Here is a 1,594-nt window from a genome sequence, read left to right as displayed (position 1 = left end):
TTTTTTGGCTTAATTTCTGGATTTTGATCTGCAAAATTTTGTAACTGCTTTTGCACCTTTTCTGGATAAGTAATATTTTGGTTTATCCAAGGAAAATGCCTCAAATCGTTCTTAAAAACTTGTCCCTTCTCTCTTGCATAAACAGAGGTAAACTTTTCGCTATTATCATAGATCATGACCTTATCAGATTTAAAGGCCACTAATGGCAAATTATGTTTGGATTGCTGATAACGTTTCTTGATCGCTGCTACTGGAACACCGTGGCCACCTTTTTGTACCCGTTCGTTGACCCTTTGGATAGCTAAATTTTCATCTCGCAAAGCAACATATAATAAAGTCACTTCAAAGCCATTTTTGTGAGCTTTGTCAATCAAATTGAGTTGAGCTTTGCCTCTACCTGCCAGTGTTGTTTCTACGTGAATACTTTGCTGGTGATCTAAAGCATAGTGTAGTTGTTTGATTTCTTCTTTCATGGCTTTTAAGTTGTCACTATCTTTATGCCAATCGCCACCCATTTGTCTTAAAAGTTCATCAGCGTTAATCCGTTTTGTTTTGTCAAACAAGATGGGAAATGTATCGTATAGCGTACTTTTTCCTGCTCCGTTAATACCAGCAACAATTATATATTGGGGTTTATCTATCAACGGACAAAGTCCTTTCGCTTAATAACCTCATCTTGCCTTTTATCTAAAAAGTAGGTATATAAAGCGTCATATACTTTGCGCTTTTCTGGATCTGGCTCATGTAATGACTTATCAAGTAAATCTTTTAAATCAGTTTCTTTGGCAATTTCAAAAAAGTCATTAATTGTGATTGTATCTTTCATGTTCATCACACTTCCAAGTTATTAATTTATTTAATCTGATAAGCCATTAGTCCTCATCTGGATCATTGAGCCAATCAGCGACTTCTTTAGCGTCTTTGAACTCTGTTACTGGTGTCTCTTTGGTAGCCTTTAAAAGGCTTAAATTAGCTCTTTCGGCTTCGCTCAGGGCTGGTTTAAACGGTAATGCTGCGTCAGCTACGATCCGCTTATAAAACATATTGATCGCGGTAGTTGGGTTTAGACCTAACTGGCTTAAAACGGCTTCGGTATTATCTGCCAATTCTTTGTCAATCTGGACTTGTACGCGTTTCTTTTCCTTAACTACCATGATTTTCTCGCCCCCCTTTATTACTACTCACATTATACTAATCTTTGAGTACCATCTCAATTAGCCTGCTTCTTTAAAAGTTGTGAATTTAAGTTTGCTGTCCTTTCCGCAATGGCACTTATACAACGTTCCTAAAGTGCCCGTAAGCGCATTTTAAACCTCGTTTAATATAATTATGCTCTATCTGTTTAAAACAGCTTAAATGGCCTTATATAGCTTTTTAGTTTTAAGCACGCTCATCGTTAGGGTGTTTGGCCGCGTATTCTCTAGCCGCTTGTTTATTCCACCAAGCGCCAATTCAGCCACTCAAGGTGTCTATTTTTGCTTCTAAGCGATTTTAAAGCGATTTTAATATAATTATGCATGTAACACTTAAAACGGCTTAAATAAGCTTATACGGTGTTTAATTCCAATAAGGCTCATTGTCAGTGTTCTGTTCT

General features: G+C 36.9%; 3 protein-coding genes. All 3 read right to left on the bottom strand.

Annotated features, from left to right (window positions below):
* Positions 1 to 644: ATPase (locus FD44_RS09855; protein WP_056973922.1), on the bottom strand; the 644-nt coding region annotated here is incomplete at its 3' end.
* Positions 641 to 826: a hypothetical protein gene (locus FD44_RS09850; RefSeq protein ID WP_010620892.1), complete on the bottom strand. Its 186-nt coding sequence runs from the start codon at positions 824 to 826 to the stop codon at positions 641 to 643. The genes FD44_RS09855 and FD44_RS09850, both read right to left, overlap by 4 nt.
* Positions 827 to 872: 46 nt before the next feature.
* Complete coding sequence (locus FD44_RS09845) at positions 873 to 1,154, bottom strand: type II toxin-antitoxin system RelB/DinJ family antitoxin (protein WP_010620893.1); 282 nt, start codon at positions 1,152 to 1,154, stop codon at positions 873 to 875.
* Between the last annotated feature and the right edge of the window lie 440 nt (positions 1,155 to 1,594).

This window comes from Secundilactobacillus malefermentans DSM 5705 = KCTC 3548, assembly GCF_001436395.1.
In the GTDB taxonomy this organism is placed as follows: domain Bacteria; phylum Bacillota; class Bacilli; order Lactobacillales; family Lactobacillaceae; genus Secundilactobacillus; species Secundilactobacillus malefermentans.
Note: the sequence above shows the minus strand (reverse complement) of the source record. Positions and strands in the feature narration are given on the sequence as shown.